Source organism: Pseudomonas duriflava (assembly GCF_007830155.1).
Classification (GTDB): domain Bacteria; phylum Pseudomonadota; class Gammaproteobacteria; order Pseudomonadales; family Pseudomonadaceae; genus Chryseomonas; species Chryseomonas duriflava.
In genome coordinates this window covers 12666-29678 of record NZ_VLKY01000027.1, presented here as the reverse complement: position 1 = coordinate 29678, position 17013 = coordinate 12666, and the positions used below count along the sequence as shown (strand labels likewise).

The 17013-nt window shown below is 52.0% G+C and carries 13 protein-coding genes and 1 tRNA gene; 11 read left to right on the top strand and 3 right to left on the bottom strand.

The features are described 5' to 3' along the window. The first annotated feature begins 217 nt into the window (after positions 1-217). The 8 genes from IQ22_RS21565 to IQ22_RS21530 all read left to right on the top strand — a co-directional run bounded on the left by IQ22_RS21565 (position 218) and on the right by IQ22_RS21530 (position 8490). Positions 218-1375 (top strand): flagellin, encoded by a 1158-nt coding sequence (locus IQ22_RS21565; RefSeq protein ID WP_145145876.1) that lies wholly within the window; start codon positions 218-220, stop codon positions 1373-1375. A gap of 78 nt (positions 1376-1453) precedes the next feature. Continuing rightward, positions 1454-1825: a flagellar protein FlaG gene (locus IQ22_RS21560; protein WP_145145875.1), complete on the top strand. Its 372-nt coding sequence runs from the start codon at positions 1454-1456 to the stop codon at positions 1823-1825. A gap of 69 nt (positions 1826-1894) precedes the next feature. Further along, positions 1895-3274 carry a flagellar filament capping protein FliD gene (fliD, locus tag IQ22_RS21555; protein ID WP_145145873.1) on the top strand — a complete coding sequence of 460 codons (1380 nt, stop codon included), beginning with the start codon at positions 1895-1897 and terminating at the stop codon, positions 3272-3274. A 206-nt stretch (positions 3275-3480) separates the two neighbouring features. Further along, positions 3481-3861: a flagellar export chaperone FliS gene (fliS, locus tag IQ22_RS21550; RefSeq protein WP_145145870.1), complete on the top strand. Its 381-nt coding sequence runs from the start codon at positions 3481-3483 to the stop codon at positions 3859-3861. 14 nt (positions 3862-3875) lie between these two features. Beyond that, positions 3876-4187: a flagellar protein FliT gene (locus IQ22_RS21545; RefSeq protein WP_145145868.1), complete on the top strand. Its 312-nt coding sequence runs from the start codon at positions 3876-3878 to the stop codon at positions 4185-4187. Positions 4188-4316: 129 nt separating this feature from the next. Beyond that, positions 4317-5807 (top strand): sigma-54 dependent transcriptional regulator, encoded by a 1491-nt coding sequence (locus IQ22_RS21540; RefSeq protein WP_145145866.1) that lies wholly within the window; start codon positions 4317-4319, stop codon positions 5805-5807. A gap of 92 nt (positions 5808-5899) precedes the next feature. Beyond that, positions 5900-7093 carry a sensor histidine kinase gene (locus IQ22_RS21535; RefSeq protein ID WP_145145864.1) on the top strand — a complete coding sequence of 398 codons (1194 nt, stop codon included), beginning with the start codon at positions 5900-5902 and terminating at the stop codon, positions 7091-7093. Further along, a complete protein-coding gene (locus IQ22_RS21530; protein WP_145145862.1) occupies positions 7090-8490 on the top strand; it encodes a sigma-54-dependent transcriptional regulator in 1401 nt (466 codons plus the stop codon). Before IQ22_RS21535 ends, IQ22_RS21530 begins: the two co-directional genes overlap by 4 nt. Before the next feature lie 45 nt (positions 8491-8535). Here the strand turns inward: IQ22_RS21530 and IQ22_RS21525 are convergent, their stop codons facing one another. The 3 genes from IQ22_RS21525 to IQ22_RS21515 form a co-directional block, all read right to left on the bottom strand. Beyond that, on the bottom strand, positions 8536-10056 hold the full coding sequence (locus IQ22_RS21525) for an amino acid permease (protein ID WP_208733685.1): 1521 nt from the start codon (positions 10054-10056) through the stop codon (positions 8536-8538). A 296-nt stretch (positions 10057-10352) separates the two neighbouring features. After that, positions 10353-10428, bottom strand: a tRNA-Asn gene (locus tag IQ22_RS21520). Positions 10429-10494: 66 nt separating this feature from the next. Continuing rightward, positions 10495-11691, bottom strand: a complete 1197-nt coding sequence (locus IQ22_RS21515) for an amino acid aminotransferase (protein WP_145145860.1) — start codon at positions 11689-11691, stop codon at positions 10495-10497. Positions 11692-11990: 299 nt separating this feature from the next. On the opposite strand from IQ22_RS21515, the gene uvrB reads away from it, so the two are divergent. The 3 genes from uvrB to hisC all read left to right on the top strand — a co-directional run bounded on the left by uvrB (position 11991) and on the right by hisC (position 17010). Then, a complete protein-coding gene (gene uvrB, locus IQ22_RS21510; RefSeq protein WP_145145858.1) occupies positions 11991-14000 on the top strand; it encodes an excinuclease ABC subunit UvrB in 2010 nt (669 codons plus the stop codon). A 119-nt stretch (positions 14001-14119) separates the two neighbouring features. After that, positions 14120-15601, top strand: coding sequence for a glutamate--tRNA ligase (gene gltX / locus IQ22_RS21505; protein ID WP_145145856.1), 1482 nt, complete (start codon positions 14120-14122; stop codon positions 15599-15601). Between the two features lie 296 nt (positions 15602-15897). Further along, positions 15898-17010 carry a histidinol-phosphate transaminase gene (gene hisC / locus IQ22_RS21500; protein ID WP_145145854.1) on the top strand — a complete coding sequence of 371 codons (1113 nt, stop codon included), beginning with the start codon at positions 15898-15900 and terminating at the stop codon, positions 17008-17010. Positions 17011-17013 lie beyond the last annotated feature (3 nt).

Below are 17013 nucleotides of genomic sequence, written 5' to 3'. Positions count from 1 at the left end.
TTAGGCAAGCCGTCCGATATTAAAGGTACTGGATAGGAGGGTAGGCCTTTGAGGTGGATCTTGATTGCTTACCTGTCAAGTCAAAAGATAAAAAATTTGATTGACCCCCTAAAGCTTCCAGTGAAAACGCCGAAACAGTAAATGAACGCGAACTCATTGGTTGTCAGGCCGGGTCGCAAGTCAGGCAAACAAATTATGTCCGTCGGAGGACAACATCATGGCTTTAACAGTTAACACTAACGTAGCCTCGCTGAACACTCAGCGTAACCTGAACGCTTCTTCCAAATCGATGGAAACTACGTTGCAGCGCTTGTCCACTGGCTCGCGCATCAACAGCGCCAAGGACGACGCGGCAGGTCTGCAGATTGCCAACCGTTTGACCTCTCAGGTCAACGGCCTGAACGTAGCCGTCAAGAACTCCAACGACGGCATCTCCATGGCACAGACCGCAGAAGGTGCTCTTCAGCAGTCTACCTCTCTGCTGCAGCGTATGCGTGACCTGGCTCTGCAGTCGGCCAACGGTTCCAACAGCGATGACGAGCGAAAGGCTCTAAACAACGAAGTGACCGAACTGAAAAAGGAAGTTGACCGTATCTCCAACACCACTACCTTTGGTGGCAAGAAGCTGCTCGACGGCTCGTTTGGGACTACAACTTTCCAGGTCGGCAGTGCGGCCAACGAAATGATCAGCGTGAAGATCGACGAGATGAGCACTGACTCACTCAAGGGCAAGTATTTCGAAGGTTGCGTTTCTTCTGGTACTGGTGCAGCTACTGCTTCAGGTACGATTACTGTTTCCGGCACGGTAAATGGTAATAACTTTAGCGTTGATGTGACTATTGCCAGCGGCACCACCGGTGCAGACTACACCAAGGCCGTTGCTACGGCGGTTAACGATGCCAACGTTGGGGTGGGCGCTTATGTCGAATCCGACGGTTCGCTAAAGGTTATCTCCCAGCAGAAAGCTGATGGTACTAACGAGCTGACAGCGCTGGCTGTAAGTGGTGCAGTAGCGGGTATTACTGCTGGTGCCTACACAGCAGACACCGCGGTTAACGAAGACAAGCTGAGCGCTATTGATCTGACTTCGGTGAAGGGCTCGCAGACTGCGGTGCTGGTAATTGACCAGGCGATCAAGAATATTGACCAGCAGCGTGCTCACCTGGGTGCTGTGCAGAACCGTTTCGACAACACCATCGGTAACCTGCAAAACATCACAGAAAACGTATCTGCTGCTAAGAGCCGAATCCAGGACACAGACTTTGCCACTGAAACGGCAAACATGACCAAGAACCAGATTCTGCAACAGGCTGGTACTTCAATTCTGGCCCAGGCCAACCAGCTTCCGCAGGCTGTACTTAGCTTGCTCCGCTAAGGCGGCGTAAGGTAGTCAGCATGAGTTGACGGGAGGAAGGGGCTAGCCCTTCCTCCTTTTTTGTTGTGGAGAACTGTTATGGATATAAATGCGATAGCAGATTGGTCCCAAAAAACGACAGCAGTTTCAACAGTTAACCATTCCCAAAACGTCACTAGCACAGTGAGTGGTTCAGTTGTTGCGCAGGCTGGTGTGGCTCAAACAGGAACTAGTCCGACAGCCCCTACGCTTGAGCAGCTTAAGAGCGCAACGAGTGAAATGAATGCGTTTGCTAGTTCTGTCGGTCGAAATATTAATTTCTCACTTGATGAATCTACTGAGCAAATCGTTGTAAAGGTTATCGACAGAGCATCGGGTGATTTGATTCGCCAAATACCTTCTGAAGAAGCATTAAGAGTGGCCGAAAATATAAAAGAAATGCGGGGCTTATTGTTTAAGGCTGAGGCATAAGGTTAGGCATGGTGTTTGCTTTTAGATAAAGCAAACACCATTTTTTGGCATTTAAGTGAGGAAGTAAATATGGCAAATATTACTTTAGGATCAGGCTTTAACTCTGGGCTGGATATCCAATCTATCGTTTCGGCTTTGGTTAGTGCTGATCGAGCCCCTAAGGATGCTCAACTAAGTCGCTTGGAAACAGCAACTACGGCCAAGATATCTTCGTTAGGTACACTTAAAAGTTCCTTGAGCGAATTCCAAACATCTCTCAAAAATTTAAACGATATAGATTTGTTTAATCAAAGAACGGCTACATCTTCAGATTCAGCACGCGTTACCGCTACTACAAGCACGACGGCTGCAGCTGGCGTTTATTCTCTTGAAGTAATTCAATTGGCATCTAGCAGCAAAATTTCTTCTGGAGCTATAGCAGGTGATTCGTCGGCTACCTTTAGTCAAGGTGGTACGTTAGTAATAGGTCGTGGAAGTGATAGTTATAATGTTTCTGTAGCAGACGGGGCTAGTCTCAAAGATATTCGAGACAATATTAATTCACAATTAAAGAGTAATGGCGTAACTGCCAATATAGTTACTGATCCAAGTACTAATAAATCGCGTTTAGTTTTGTCCTCCGATAAAGGTGGTACGGGTAATGACCTTACGCTGACTACTAGCAATGCGGGTTTAGAGGCTTTAGCTGATTCAGTTGATGGAAGTCGTAAGGTAACCACAACTTTGCAGTTAGCAGTGGACGCAAAGTTCAAAGTTGATGGATTAGAGCTTAGCAGTGCTAGTAATGAGGTTGCTGGTGTTGTTGAGGGTGTAGTGTTTAATTTGGTTAAGGCCGAAAGCAATCAAAATGTAACCGTTACGGTGGGGGAAAACACGACAGGCGTTAAGGAAAAAATAAAAAGTTTTGTTGATAGCTATAATAAGCTGATTTCGACAACTAACACTTTGACTAGTGTTATTGCTGTTGGAGACGGAAAGCAGCCGCAAACGGGTAACTTAGTAGGTGATTCTAGCGTACGTAGCTTGCTTAGTAAAATCCGTGGTGAGCTGACGTCACAAGTAGAAGGCCCATTTCGTGTTCTGGCGGATTTAGGTGTTACTACTCAAAAAGATGGCAAGCTTGCAATAGATGATGAAAAGCTATCAAGTGCATTAAGTGATAATTATGATTCTGTAGGTTCCTTTCTGGCCGGTACGAATGGACTAATGCAGCGCTTGTCCAACAGTATTGATGGTTATGTTAAGAGTGGCGGTTTGCTGGAGCAACGAGTCAATGGGCTGCAGACAACTTTAAGGCAGGTCGATGAGCAAAAGATTCAGCAGGAAGCTCGTGCTGCCGCTCTCGAAGAGCGTCTGCTTAAACAGTTTAATGCTATGGATGCATTGGTAGGGCAAATGAGTAACACGAGCAGTTCGTTGTTGGCTACTTTGTCTAGCATTAATAGCTAACTACCTAACTCGTGTTGAGGGGTGGTTTTAGGATACGTTTTGCTTAGCTGTAAGTGATAGTAAATCGCGCTTTCGTACGGCTACCTGCAGGGCATTTCAATTTTTGAAGTGGTTCGATAAAAACATTAAGCTTGTATTGTGTGTACTTAAAGTTTTCTGTTTTCAGCCGATAAACTGGATGATTAATTCAACAGTCCTGGAATTTTATGAGCCCGAATACAGCCCTTAAGCAATACCAGACGGTCAATGTTCAAGCTCAGGTATTGGCAGCTGACCCGCATCGTTTAATTCAGATGCTTATGGAGGGTGGTTTAACGCGTTTAGCGCAAGCGCGTGGTGCCATTGAACATAATCAGATCGCTTTAAAGGGAGAGGTTATTGGCAAAGCTATTGGCATTATCGGTGGCTTGCGTGAGGCGCTTGACCACAGCAAGGGTAGCGATATAGCCGTCAATTTAGACCGCCTATATGATTATATGATTGTTCAATTAAGCAAGGCTAACCGTACTAATGATATAAAATTAGTCGATGAGGTCGCGGGCTTGCTTAGAGAATTAAAGTTAGGCTGGGATGCCATAGCCCCTTAATTTGGGAGTCGCTGATGAATATTTTTGGGAAAAAATCGGCGTTAGAGCAGCTAGAGTCTGTAAGAGATGAGCTGGCTGTTGCCTTTGTTCATCACGACTGGGAGAGAATTGCTGAGCTAGATCAAGTCTGTCGTAATTATGTTGAAAAGGCAGCGCTTAGTTCAACCACTGATAAGAATGTTTTAAGAGCTATTCTGACTCAACTATTCCAACTTTACGCTTCGATTATAGAAGCTTGCCAAGAGAGGCGGGATGCCGCTAGAGACGAGTTGGTAAGCATGAGGCGCTCAACTAAAGGTGCTAAGGTATATCAGCTCTATGGCTAATTGATTTAATCAGTGGGCTAACCAAATTTCTTACAATAAAGCACGTCATAAAATTGACTCTTCTCACTGTTTTGACTTTACTAGGGGGCAATGCCTTTAGTGGTCATCGGCGGAAGGGAACAATCGAAGATGTGGCGTGAAACGAAGATCCTCCTAATTGAAGATGACGCCAGCCGTCGCCATGACCTTACCGTCATTCTGAATTTCCTGGGTGAGGAGCACATCGCTTCTACCAGCAGTAAGGAATGGCAGGTGTCTGTGGAGTCGCTGGAAAGCAGCAGATCCATTCTCTGCGTTCTGCTGGGTCGAGTTGATGCGCAGGGTGGGGCCGTCGAGTTGCTCAAGCAGTTGGGTACTTGGGATGAGGTCCTTCCCATTCTGCTCTTGGGCGCACAGTCTTACAGTGAGTGGCCAGACGAAATTCGTCGGCGCATCCTGTCCACCCTAGAGGTGCCGGTCAGCTACAACCAATTGCTCGATTCTCTTCACCGTGCTCAGGTCTATCGCGAAATGTACGACCAAGCCCGCGGGCGTGGGCGGCAACGCGAGCCTAATCTGTTTCGTAGCCTGGTAGGCACCAGCCGTGCCATTCAGGGCGTACGCAAGATGATGCAGCAAGTAGCCGATACCGAGGCTAGCGTTCTTATCCTGGGGGAGTCCGGCACCGGCAAGGAAGTCGTCGCGCGTAATCTGCATTTTCATTCCAAACGTCGCGAAGGGCCATTTGTGCCGGTCAATTGCGGTGCCATTCCGGCGGAGCTGCTAGAAAGCGAGCTTTTCGGTCATGAGAAGGGTGCTTTTACCGGAGCAATTACCAGCCGGGCCGGCCGCTTCGAGCTGGCGAATACCGGGACGCTGTTTTTGGATGAAATCGGCGATATGCCGCTGAATATGCAGGTCAAACTGCTGCGTGTCTTGCAGGAGCGTACCTATGAGCGCGTAGGCAGTAATAAGACGCAGAGCGTAGATGTACGGATCATCGCAGCGACGCACAAGAATCTTGAGAAAATGATCGAGCAGGGCTCCTTCCGGGAGGATTTATATTACCGGCTCAATGTGTTTCCCATCGACATGCCGCCGTTGCGTGATCGGGCTGAGGACATTCCGCTGCTCATCAATGAGCTAATTTCACGTATGGAGCACGAGAAGCGTGGCTCCATACGTTTTAACGCTGCAGCTATTATGTCCCTCTGTCGACACAGCTGGCCGGGTAACGTGCGTGAGCTGGCCAATCTGGTCGAGCGGCTGGCGATCATGCATCCCTATGGTGTGATCGGGGTGGCCGAGCTGCCGCATAAATTCCGTTATGTTGACGATGAAAACGATGCGCTGACGGCATCGCTGCGCGAAGAGTTGGAGGAGCGAGAAGCCGTGGCGAGTGTTAGTGGCGGCGGCAGTTTGCCAAGCTCCAGCTCGTCGGCACTGTTACCCAGTGAAGGGCTTGATCTCAAGGATTACCTGGCCAATCTTGAGCAGAGCCTCATTCAGCAAGCGTTGGATGACGCTGGGGGAATCGTAGCGCGTGCCGCTGAGCGCTTGCGTATCCGCCGAACTACCTTGGTGGAGAAAATGCGTAAATACGGCATGGGACGCCGGGAGGATGAGCTGGCGGATGAATAGTCATCTGCCCGTTCGGTAAGTTTATCCGCTTAGCGGCATGAGCCTTGCTAGCTCTCATTCAATGACGAATTTTTGTCTCGACGAGAGCGCTCATGACTTCAGCTCCACCTTCGTTTGGTCCCGATGCCAAGCTTGACGACCTTATTAGCCTGCTGGAGCGGGCTCCTGTCGCTTACGAGCACAACTTCACTCTGGATGACGAAGCGCTAGAAGGCTTGGAGGCGCACTTGGGCGTACTCAAGGGCGAGTTAGCTCGCGAAAGCGCTCAGCGCATACGCGAGTTGGGCGAGCGTGAGCGTCTGGCGAGTCGTCTACAAAGTCTTCTGGATATTCTGCCAGCCGGCATCGTTATTATCGATGGGCATGGCTTTGTACGAGAGGCCAACCCAGCAGCTATCGCCTTGTTAGGTAAGCCTCTCGTGGGGCAGCCTTGGCGGCATGTTATCGAGCACTGTTTTGCTCCGCGTCAGGATGACGGCCACGAGGTTTCGCTAAGGGACGGCCGCCGGGTATCTATTGCGACCCGCTCACTGGATCACGAGGCTGGCCAGCTGGTCATGCTCAATGACATGACCGAGACGCGCCGCCTGCAGGAACAGCTGGCACGCCATGAGCGATTGTCGTCCATGGGGCGTATGATGGCTTCGCTGGCGCATCAGATTCGTACGCCGCTATCGGCAGCCATGTTATACGCCGGGCATCTTACTGACCAGCCCTTGCCATTTGAGCAGCAGCAGCGCTTTGCCAGTCGATTGAAGGAGCGCTTGCATGAGCTTGAGCGTCAGCTCCAGAGCATGCTGGTTTTTGCTCGAGGTGATTTGCCCCTGCAGGATCAACTATCTCCGCGTCAGTTGTTTGAAGCCATTAAGCAGGCGGCCATAACTCATGTCGATGGTGTTATGGTCCGATGGCAATGTGATGCTGCCAGTGGTGTACTGCTGTGTAACCGTGACACCCTGGTCGGGGCTATTTTTAATCTTATCGAAAATGCCGTTCAGGCTGCCGGAAAAGAGGCGCGCTTCAAGGTGCATGCTTATACCCGCGGGGAGCGGCTGCATCTGTCTGTTAGTGATAGTGGCCCAGGCATGGATGAAGAAACCTTGGCTCGGCTAGGAGAACCGTTTTTTACGACTAAACCCACCGGAACGGGCTTAGGTATAGCTATTGCCAGGATTGTGGCGCGTGCGCATCAAGGCGATTTATTGATTCGCTCGCGACGGGGGCGGGGCACTTGCGCCACCGTTACCTTGCCGCTGGTCCAGTGGGACGAGGAGGGTTCCGCATGAAAGAACGGATTCTACTGGTCGAAGACGATTTCGCCTTGCGCGAGGCTCTGCTCGATACACTGGAGTTAGGCGGCTTCGCCTGTGAGGCTGTGGACAGCGCCGAGGCGGCATTAGCAGCGCTCAGCCAAAATACATATGCGCTTGTCCTGAGTGATGTGAACATGGCGGGCATGGACGGCCATCAATTACTGACCTGTATTCGGCAGAAACAGTGGCAGATACCTGTTCTGTTGATGACCGCCTTTGGCTCTATAGAGCGTGCTGTGGAGGCAATGCGACAGGGGGCTTCCGATTATTTGGTCAAACCGTTCGAGCCAAGCACCTTGTTGGCGGTAGTAGCACGTCACACGGTAGATCAGGATTTAGCAGGCGGCGAAGGCCCGGTTGCCGAAGAGCCTGCAAGTCGGCAATTGCTTGCTTTGGCTGCTCGCGTAGCCCAAAGCGATTCGACAGTATTAATTTCGGGCGAGTCGGGCACCGGCAAAGAAGTATTGGCACGCTATATTCATCAGCAGTCGAAGAGGGCAGCGGGGCCTTTCGTGGCTATCAACTGCGCTGCCATTCCGGACAACATGCTTGAGGCGACTCTGTTTGGCCATGAAAAAGGCTCTTTTACTGGTGCGATAGCGGCTCAGCCCGGAAAGTTCGAATTGGCACATGGCGGTACGATTCTGCTCGATGAAATATCCGAAATGCCGCTAGGGCTGCAAGCTAAGCTACTGCGCGTTCTTCAGGAGCGGGAAGTGGAGCGGGTAGGGGCACGTAAACCGATATCCTTGGATATTCGAGTCTTGGCCACGACTAACCGCGATTTGGGAGCCGAGGTGACGGCAGGGCGTTTCCGGGAGGATCTCTATTATCGGTTGTCGGTTTTTCCGCTGGCGTGGAAGCCGCTTCGGGAACGGCGAGCCGATATACTGCCGCTAGCCAAGCGACTCCTGAATGCCCATGCGCAGAAGATGCGTCAATCCGTACCAGTATTCTCCGCGTCGGCTATTGCGCTGCTGCAACAGCACGCCTGGCCAGGGAATGTGCGTGAATTGGATAATGCCATTCAGCGCGCATTGATCCTTCAGCAGGGCGGCGTGATTGAGCCGGGAGACTTCTGCCTGGAGCTGGCGTCGGGCCTTGTGGGAGTCGATTCCTTGCATTCTGCTGCTATACGAGCAGTACCGCTGAAGCCTATAGAATCCTCTGATAGCGTATCTGCTCCAGTGCTTGGCGAAGACTTGCGCCGTCACGAGTACGAATTGATTATGGAAACCTTACGTGCCGAGCGTGGACGCCGTAAGGAAGCTGCTGATCGGTTGGGCATCAGCGCTCGTACGCTTCGTTATAAATTGGCCCAGATGCGTGAAGCGGGTATCGACATCGAAGCGCTTCTATATGCCAGTTAAGCGGCTACCCCGGCTTATTTAAGGCGCCGGGGCAGGGCTTGATAGTTAACTTTTGTCGGATGTCAGGTCCATAGCCTCATACCGCACCAGGCGACTGCCGTGCTTAAAACGGTAGCCCAGCCAGATGGCCAGGAAAAGCGGCAGACTGATGTAAGTAGCGACGAGACCTACCCAGTCGATCCGCTCGCCAATCAACGCTGAATAATTCTGACCCAGCGTAATGAATAGGCAAAGACCGAACGCCAGCAAAGGACCAATCGGAAACCACATGGCTCGATAGGGAAGGTCTTCCAGGCGGCCGCCTTGGGCCAGATATCCTTTACGAAAGCGGTAATGTGATATGGCAATACCTAGCCAGGCGATAAAGCCGCACATACCGGATGTATTAAGTAGCCATGTATAAAGCTGCTTATCGCCCACGAAAGTGGTTAGGAAGCACAATGCTCCTACCAACGTTGTGGCATAAAGTGCATTACGAGGTACGCCGTTCGCTGAAACCCGGGCAAACAGCTTGGGTGCCTTACCTTGCTGAGCGAGGCTGAACAGCATTCGGGTCGAGGCATACATGCCGGAAGTGCCAGCAGACAACACGGCGGATAGGATAACGGCATTCATGACGGCGGCCGCTGCTGCAAAGCCTGCACGCTCGAACAGCAGGGTAAAGGGCGAGACGCTGATATCGGTAGCCTCGTTTTGTAGCAGACGAGGATCTGTGTAAGGAATCAGCAGGCCAATAATGAAAATGGCCAGAATATAGAACATCAGAATGCGCCAGAAAACCTGGCGAATAGCGATTGGGATGTTCTTGCGAGGATTTTCTGATTCGCCAGCGGCTACGCCAATAAGCTCGGTACCCTGAAAGGAGAAGCCCGCAATCATGGCTACGCCAACCATCGCTTGAAGTCCTCCCACGAAAGGAGCATCGCCAGAGGTGAAGTTCGTCATGCCAGGCGCTTCGATTCCCTGCATGATACCTAAGATGCTGGCTAGGCCTATCCCAATGAATACGACCACGGTGAGTACCTTGATAAGGGCAAACCAGAATTCGCTTTCACCAAAGCCGCGGGCTGAAAAAACATTCAACAAGAACATTAGGGTCAGGAAGCCAGCGCTCCAGACAATACCGGGCACATCGGGAAACCAGAAGCTCATGACCAGCTGTGCTGCCACTAGCTCGGCTGCGATGGTAACAGCCCAGTTGTACCAGTAGTTCCATCCTAGCGCGAAGCCGAACCCGTCTTCGACGAAACGACTGCCGTATGTGCTGAATGAGCCTGAAACCGGCATGTAAGCTGCCATTTCCCCTAGGCTCGTCATCAAAAAATACACCATTAGACCGATCAAGGCGTAGGCCAATAAAGCGCCACCAGGCCCGGCACTGGCAATCGTGGCGCCCGAGGCCACGAACAGTCCGGTACCAATGGAGCCGCCAATAGCAATCATATTGAGGTGACGAGGCTTCAGTGTTCGCTGCAGGCCAGCGGATGAGGCGGTAGGACATTCTGATGCGGAAGGAATTTCTCGATTGGCGGGCGAGTGTTCACGGGGTGAGGAAAAGGCAGTCATGTTCAGGGTCCAACAGAGCAGCGAAGGTCCGGCTATCAGCCAGACCAAGATGTTCGCGTATTGCGCCGCGAATCGATGAAAACACAGGTCAGAACGCTAGCGTTGAATGCCATTCTGACCCTTAAAAAGCCGCGAATGGTACATTAAAAGAAGAGGTCGGTACGCCTTGAAGCCATAGATTTTCTATATCTATTCTTCAGTATGGGAGTGGGCCCATTCTACAAGCACTTATTCGAGAGCAGCAGAAAGGATGACGCTGAAATGAAAAAGCCCAGCGTTAGGCTGGGCTTAAAATTTGGCTCCGCGACCTGGACTCGAACCAGGGACCCAATGATTAACAGTCATTTGCTCTACCGACTGAGCTATCGCGGAACAACGAGACGTATCTTACTGATAGCTAAGGAGAAGTCAACACTTCTCCTTGCATTTTAAACGCGCTTAGAGCACGCGGGCGATGGCTGTAATCACGCTATCTAAATTTGTCTTGTTCAGCGCAGCTACGCAGATTCGGCCAGTACCAACAGCGTAAATACCAAACTCGTTTTTCAAGCGCTCGACTTGGTCAGTTGTCAGTCCGGAATAAGAGAACATGCCGCGCTGATCCTTAACAAAGCTGAAGTCGCGTGTAGCGCCCGCTGCCGCAAGCCCTTCCACTAGAGCATGACGCATATTGCGGATGCGCTCGCGCATTTCTGCCAGTTCCGACTCCCACATAGCCCGCAGTGTTTCGTCGCGCAGTACAGTGGCGACAATAGTGGCTCCATGAGTAGGAGGGTTGGAATAGTTGGTGCGTACTACACGCTTGACCTGAGACAGGACGCGAGCCGTTTCTTCACGGTCGGCTGTTACAATGGAAAGTGCGCCGACACGTTCACCGTATAGAGAAAATGACTTCGAGAACGAGCTCGAGACAAAAAAGGTTAGTCCGGATTCGGCAAACAGGCGCACAGCCGTTGCATCTTCCTCGATGCCGTCACCAAACCCTTGGTAGGCGATGTCCAGAAAGGGTACGTGATCGCGCTCTTTAATAACGTTCAGTACCTCTTTCCAATCCTCAGGTTGTAGATCAACACCTGTTGGATTGTGGCAGCAAGCGTGCAGAACCACGATAGAGCGTTGAGGCAGCGCGTTGAGGTCTTCTAGCAGGCCGCCGCGATTAAGGCCGTTGGTCGCGGCATGGTAGTAGCGATAATTCTGCACCGGGAAGCCAGCGGCTTCGAAAAGTGCGCGATGATTTTCCCAGCTGGGGTCGCTGATGGCTACTACGGCATCTGGCAGAAGACGCTTGAGAAAATCGGCACCTATCTTGAGTGCGCCTGTGCCGCCTAGAGCTTGAACCGTTGCGACTCGGCCTTCGTTGATCAGCGGGGAGGTAGCTCCAAACAGCAGCGTTTGTACCGCTTCGTCATACGCAGCAATGCCGTCGATAGGTAGGTAGCCGCGCGGGGCACGAACGGAGATGCGTTTTTTTTCAGCTTCCTCAACGGCGCGGAGCAGGGGAATACGGCCCTGTTCGTCGTAATAGACACCGACCCCAAGATTGACTTTGGTAGGGCGGGCATCAGCATTGAAGGCTTCATTGAGGCCCAGGATAGGATCGCGGGCAGCCATTTCGACGGCAGAGAACAAACTCATTGTGCGTAAGCTCGAAGTGAGGAAAAAGAGGTAAGCTGAGTGCGCACAAGGCCCGTTTGCCGAAGTACGCAAGCGGGGAAGTAGTATAGCGGGCATTAGCAGAGGGGGCGACCTAAATATCGCTTCTTGGACGAATGTCTACTACTTGAAAAACGGCGAGGCAGGACGTATTTAATGTTCAGTCTCGACGGGCTGGGCGGCCCGTCGACGCGTCGGGCGTTGTTGCGCCGGACCATGATGATTTTTGTGGTGCATCTCGGGCAGGAAGGCTCCTTGCACCTTCTTCCTTGAGGATGCTCATGTCAGCATTTCAGTTGTCTACCCGTTATACCCCGGCCGGTGATCAGCCTGAAGCGATTCGCCAGATGGTCGAGGGTATCAATGCCGGTCTGTCGCACCAGACGCTGCTCGGGGTGACAGGATCGGGCAAGACGTTCAGCATCGCTAATGTCATAGCTCAAATCCAGCGACCGACGATTGTGCTGGCACCCAACAAAACATTGGCGGCTCAGTTATACGGTGAGTTCAAGGCGTTCTTCCCGCATAACGCGGTGGAGTACTTCGTCTCCTATTACGATTACTACCAGCCGGAAGCCTATGTGCCGTCCTCGGATACCTTCATCGAGAAGGATTCGTCCATCAATGATCACATCGAACAGATGCGCCTTTCAGCCACCAAGGCTTTGTTGGAGCGTCGCGATGCAATCATTGTGGCTTCGGTATCGTCGATCTATGGTCTGGGGGATCCAAAGGCCTATCTCAAGATGGTCCTGCATCTTGATCGAGGCGACCGTATCGATCAGCGCACCTTGCTGCGCCGCTTGACCGAGCTCCAGTACACCCGCAACGATATGGAGTTCACTCGTGCAACGTTTCGTGTACGTGGCGATGTGATCGATATCTATCCAGCTGAGTCTGACCTGGAGGCTATTCGCGTTGAGTTGTTTGATGACGAAGTGGAAAGTTTGTCGGCCTTTGATCCGCTTACAGGAGAGGTAATCCGGAAGCTGCCGCGCTTTACCTTTTACCCCAAGACACACTACGCAACGCCTCGCGATACGTTGCTCGATGCAATGGAGCATATCAAGGTCGAACTCAAACAGCGCCTTGAGCAGTTTCGTGCTGAAAACAAACTGCTTGAAGCTCAGCGGCTTGAGCAGCGGACACGCTTCGATCTTGAGATGATCATGGAGCTGGGCTACTGCAACGGCATCGAAAATTATTCACGCTACTTGTCCGGGCGTGCTCCGGGCGAGCCGCCACCAACGTTATATGATTATCTTCCGGCTGACGCCCTGTTGGTCATTGATGAGTCTCACGTAACCGTTCCGCAAATCGGGGCCATGTTCAAAGGTGACCGCTCACGTAAGGAAACCTTGGTCGATTACGGCTTTCGGCTACCTTCAGCATTGGATAATCGTCCACTGCGCTTTGAAGAGTGGGAAGCAGGCAGTCCGCAGACAATTTTTGTTTCGGCGACGCCTGGGCCTTATGAAGAAGCTCATGCAGGGCGTGTAATCGAGCAAGTCGTCCGGCCTACAGGGCTGGTCGATCCCGAGATTGAAATAAGGCCGGCGACGACCCAGGTAGATGACCTGTTGTCCGAGATTCGTCTTAGGGTCAAAAAGGACGAGCGTGTTCTGGTTACTACATTAACCAAGCGCATGGCTGAAGACCTGACTGATTACTTGGCGGACCATGGTGTTCGTGTACGTTATCTGCACTCAGATATCGATACGGTGGAGCGGGTTGAAATCATCCGTGACTTACGCCTGGGCACATTTGACGTGCTGGTTGGTATCAACCTGCTCCGGGAAGGTCTCGACATGCCTGAGGTGTCGCTCGTAGCTATTCTGGATGCCGACAAGGAAGGATTCCTGCGCTCGGAGCGTTCGCTGATTCAGACCATTGGCCGTGCAGCACGTAACCTTAACGGCAAGGCAATCCTTTATGCCGATGCGATGACTGGCTCCATGAAGCGAGCCATTGATGAGACCGACCGTCGACGGGCCAAGCAGCTAGCTTTCAATGAAAAGCACGGTATCGTCCCTACAGGCGTCAAGAAGGACATTCGTGACATTCTTGAAGGTGCAGCAGTGCCAGGGGCGCGTGGTAAGCGGCGTGCAACCAAGGCGGCAGAGGACAGTGCACGTTACGAAACGGAGCTACGCACGCCAGCCGATATTACGAAGCGGATAGGACAGCTTGAGGAACGTATGCTCAAGTTGGCTCGCGACCTTGAATTCGAGGCAGCGGCACAGCTTCGTGATGAAATTCAGGCGCTGCGAGAGCGATTGGTTGCTGCTTAAGCCTTCGGTAAATCAGTTTGGCTGTTCGTTGAGGCCAGGCCGATCCGTCTCGACGCTGGAAGGCAGGGTACGCCCACTGCTACCATCACCTTTTGTCTTGTTCTGTCTTGAGAGTCCCCATGACCACTGTTCGCACGCGCATCGCGCCGTCGCCTACAGGCGATCCGCATGTCGGTACCGCCTACATTGCCTTGTTCAATCTCTGCTTTGCTCGTCAACATGGCGGCCAGTTCATTCTGCGTATCGAGGATACGGATCAGCTACGATCCACGCGTGAGTCTGAAGAGCAGATCTACGAAGCATTGCGCTGGTTGGGTATCGAGTGGGACGAAGGTCCTGATGTAGGTGGTCCGCATGGGCCCTACCGCCAGAGCGAGCGTAGGGAAATTTATAAGAAGTATTCGGATGAATTGGTAAGCAAAGGGCATGCATTTCCCTGTTTTTGCTCGGCCGAGCGTCTGGATCAAGTGCGCGCCGAACAGACGGCTCGTAAAGAAACCCCACGCTACGACGGCCACTGTATGCATCTTGAGCCGGCCGAAGCCCAGCGTCGTATCGCAGCGGGGGAATCTCATGTCGTACGCATGAAGGTGCCGACTGAAGGTGTCTGTGTCGTGCCAGACATGCTGCGAGGGGATGTCGAGATCCCGTGGGATCGTATGGACATGCAAGTTCTGATGAAAGCTGACGGTCTGCCAACTTACTTCCTGGCTAATGTCGTCGACGATCATCTGATGGGTATTACGCATGTCTTGCGTGGTGAAGAATGGCTGCCTTCCGCCCCTAAGCTGATCAAGCTGTACGAGTACTTCGGTTGGGAGCAGCCAGCGCTGTGCTACATGCCGTTGCTACGCAACCCGGACAAAAGCAAATTATCCAAGCGTAAGAATCCTACGTCCGTGACGTTTTATCAGCGCATGGGTTACTTGCCTCAGGCGATGCTGAACTACCTGGGGCGTATGGGCTGGTCCATGCCGGATGAGCGTGAAAAGTTCACTTTGGAAGAAATGATCGAGCATTTCGATATCAATCGTGTCTCGCTTGGCGGGCCGATTTTCGATATCGAGAAGTTGTCCTGGTTGAATGGACAATGGATTCGGGAATTAAGTGTCGAGGCTTTTGCTCAAGAAGTGCAGGCATGGGCGCTCAACCCTGACTACCTGATGAAAATTGCTCCTCATGTTCAGGGGCGAGTCGAAACGTTTAGTCAAATTGCACCACTGGCGGGCTTTTTCTTTTCGGGTGCGCTGCCCTTGAATGCCGAGTTGTTCGCGCACAAGAAGCTTTCTGCCGAGCAGGTTCGACAGGTTATGCAGCTTGTCTTGTGGAAGCTAGAAGCGTTACGACAGTGGGAAAAAGACCGCATTACTGGTTGCATCCAGGCTGTGGCGGAGCATTTGTCGCTCAAGCTGAGAGATGTTATGCCGCTGATGTTTGCTGCCATTACTGGGCAAGCCAGTTCGGTCTCGGTATTAGATGCCATGGAGATTATTGGGCCAGATCTTACGCGTTTCCGTTTGCGCCAAGCTATTGAGCTACTGGGCGGGGTTTCCAAAAAAGAAACAAAGGAATGGGAAAAGCTGTTCGCTAGCATGGCCTAATCATAGGCTGCCACGGCAGATAGTCGTGGCAGCCAGCCTGTTGCCTTTCTTAAGTCTTAGGGCTGAAAGGCCGTCTCTGCTGGAAATCTCCTGTCTCCGGATCTTTATTGCACTGAATAACATGTGCGGCAGGTTTGCCTGTAAGCAATGTTTATTAGGCAAGTGGAGCCGAGCCAGCTAAAGCGTCGTTCAGCTAAACATATGCATCTTGGGCTGGGTTCCTGCGCCGGCATGTTCTACCATTGCGCCCATTCGTTTAGAGGTGCCGATAGTTTCGGCCAATCCACGAGGTAACGATGAGCTGCGATTTTCTTGCGCAAGCCTTGCCAGGCGTGCAAAAACTGTCTCCCTATGTTCCGGGAAAACCGGTCGATGAGCTTGCGCGTGAGCTGGATTTAGACCCGGCGCGTATCGTCAAGCTGGCGAGCAACGAAAACCCGTTGGGCCCTAGCCTAAAGGTTATCGAGGCTATCCAGGCCGAGCTGAAAGAGCTTACTCGTTATCCGGATGGCAATGGGTTCGAGCTCAAGCGGGCACTGGCCGAGCACTATGGCATTCAGGCCAGCCAGATTACGTTGGGCAATGGCTCCAATGATATTCTGGAGCTAGTGGCGCGTGCTTATCTGGCGCCTGGCCTCAATGCCGTATTCAGTCAGTATGCTTTTGCTGTTTATCCGCTAGTAACCCAGGCTATCGGTGCGGAAGGCCGTGCTGTGCCTGCCAAGTCTTGGGGGCATGATCTGGATGCTATGCTTGGCGCCATTGATCAGTCTACCCGTATTGTTTTTCTGGCCAATCCCAACAACCCAACCGGTACTTGGTTTGGTCCTGAAGCACTTGCAAAGTTTTTACAGGCAGTGCCGGAGCACATATTGGTAGTGCTGGATGAGGCCTATATCGAATATGCAGAAGGCAATGACCTTCCGGACGGTATGGCTTACCTGGCGGCTCATCCTAATCTGCTGATTTCACGTACGTTCTCTAAAGCATATGGGCTCGCCTCTTTGCGTGTTGGTTATGCTATCTCATCGGTAACTATTGCCGATGTGCTCAATCGTGTGCGTCAGCCGTTCAACGTAAATAGCTTGGCCTTGGCAGCGGCTCGTGCAGCAATGAGCGATACCGATTATTTGATTCAGAGTCGGCACGCCAACGACCATGGAATGGCTCAGTTGGAGGAGGGATTTCGTAAGCTTGGGTTAAGCTGGATTCCGTCCAAGGGCAATTTTATTGCTGTTGACTTTGCTCAAGAGGCAGCGCCGATTTACCAGGCTCTTCTTCAGCAAGGTGTCATTGTGCGCCCAGTCGCGGGCTATGGTTTGCCCACCTTTTTGCGTATTTCTATTGGTACTGCTGAAGAAAATACGCTTTGCCTAGAGGCGCTTGCCAAGGTGCTTTCTCGTGGCTGAATT

Excerpts from the sequence above, each read along its gene's own strand:
- IQ22_RS21565 (WP_145145876.1), top strand. The coding sequence starts at position 218 with ATGGCTTTAACAGTTAACACTAACGTAGCCTCGCTGAACACTCAGCGT.
- IQ22_RS21560 (WP_145145875.1), top strand. The coding sequence starts at position 1,454 with ATGGATATAAATGCGATAGCAGATTGGTCCCAAAAAACGACAGCAGTT.
- fliD (WP_145145873.1), top strand. The coding sequence starts at position 1,895 with ATGGCAAATATTACTTTAGGATCAGGCTTTAACTCTGGGCTGGATATC.
- fliS (WP_145145870.1), top strand. The coding sequence starts at position 3,481 with ATGAGCCCGAATACAGCCCTTAAGCAATACCAGACGGTCAATGTTCAA.
- IQ22_RS21545 (WP_145145868.1), top strand. The coding sequence starts at position 3,876 with ATGAATATTTTTGGGAAAAAATCGGCGTTAGAGCAGCTAGAGTCTGTA.
- IQ22_RS21540 (WP_145145866.1), top strand. The coding sequence starts at position 4,317 with ATGTGGCGTGAAACGAAGATCCTCCTAATTGAAGATGACGCCAGCCGT.
- IQ22_RS21535 (WP_145145864.1), top strand. The coding sequence starts at position 5,900 with ATGACTTCAGCTCCACCTTCGTTTGGTCCCGATGCCAAGCTTGACGAC.
- IQ22_RS21530 (WP_145145862.1), top strand. The coding sequence starts at position 7,090 with ATGAAAGAACGGATTCTACTGGTCGAAGACGATTTCGCCTTGCGCGAG.
- IQ22_RS21525 (WP_208733685.1), bottom strand. The coding sequence starts at position 10,056 with ATGACTGCCTTTTCCTCACCCCGTGAACACTCGCCCGCCAATCGAGAA.
- IQ22_RS21515 (WP_145145860.1), bottom strand. The coding sequence starts at position 11,691 with ATGAGTTTGTTCTCTGCCGTCGAAATGGCTGCCCGCGATCCTATCCTG.
- uvrB (WP_145145858.1), top strand. The coding sequence starts at position 11,991 with ATGTCAGCATTTCAGTTGTCTACCCGTTATACCCCGGCCGGTGATCAG.
- gltX (WP_145145856.1), top strand. The coding sequence starts at position 14,120 with ATGACCACTGTTCGCACGCGCATCGCGCCGTCGCCTACAGGCGATCCG.
- hisC (WP_145145854.1), top strand. The coding sequence starts at position 15,898 with ATGAGCTGCGATTTTCTTGCGCAAGCCTTGCCAGGCGTGCAAAAACTG.